Raw genomic sequence first — 816 nt, 5'->3', positions numbered from 1 at the left:
AGAGCCCTTTTGGAAATTCACGGATGAGCGGTTCGGCGTAGCATGAGGCTTCCCATGGCGATGTGGATCATGGCCTCTGCCACGTCGATACGCTGCTCGTAATCCTTCACCAGTCGGCGCCAGCGGATCATCCAGCCGAATGTCCGTTCAACGACCCACCGACGCGGCAGGATTTCAAACCCTTTTGCCGTATCTGATCGCCGGACGATCTCGATCGTGAAGTCGAGAAAAGCGGCTTTGTCCATCAACTGTAAGCGATCATAGGCCCCATCTGCGAACAGATGCTTCACCCACGGCCAGCGTTTGCGGATGCCATCCAGGATCATCTGTCCTCCCGCACTATCTGAAATATCGGCCGGTGTCAGCCTGACTAGAAGCAGTCGGCCATCCATATCGACCGCTATGTGCCTCTTGCGGCCAACGATCTTCTTGCCGGCGTCATAACCACGTTCTTTTGCATAGGGTGCCTTGATGCTCTGGCTATCGATAACGCCCCCAGATGGACTGGCCTCACGTCCCGCAACTTCACGATCGAGCATCAGGCAGACATCATGGATGGTCTGAAACAGGAAACGGCGCATCAGCCTGCGGAACCACCAATAGACAGTCTGCCATGGACCAAAATGAACCGGCAACATTTCCCAGCCACAGCCTGAGCGGACAAGATAATGCAGCGCATTGATGATCTCACGAAAATCGGTTGCCCGTTTCCGGCCACGCCGGTTCGCAGGCGGCATCAGGGGGGCTATGCGCTCCCATTCCTCATCGGTCAGATCAGATGGATAGCGTTTCGTCTTGCGCGTAATGTTGGCCATT

The 816-nt window shown here is 55.8% G+C and carries 1 protein-coding gene; it reads right to left on the bottom strand.

The features are described from left to right. Window positions 1–17: 17 nt before the first annotated feature. Window positions 18–815 carry an IS5 family transposase gene (locus tag CFR79_RS15505; protein WP_110548471.1) on the bottom strand — a complete coding sequence of 266 codons (798 nt, stop codon included), beginning with the start codon at window positions 813–815 and terminating at the stop codon, window positions 18–20. Between the last annotated feature and the right edge of the window lies 1 nt (window position 816).

It is taken from the genome of Komagataeibacter saccharivorans (assembly GCF_003207825.1).
GTDB lineage: Bacteria > Pseudomonadota > Alphaproteobacteria > Acetobacterales > Acetobacteraceae > Komagataeibacter > Komagataeibacter saccharivorans.
The sequence above is the reverse complement of the archived record's forward strand: the minus strand, read 5'-3'. Positions and strand labels throughout refer to the sequence as shown.

Bases quoted from the DNA above. Each gene is read 5' to 3' on its own strand.
- CFR79_RS15505 (WP_110548471.1), bottom strand. From the start codon at position 815: ATGGCCAACATTACGCGCAAGACGAAACGCTATCCATCTGATCTGACC.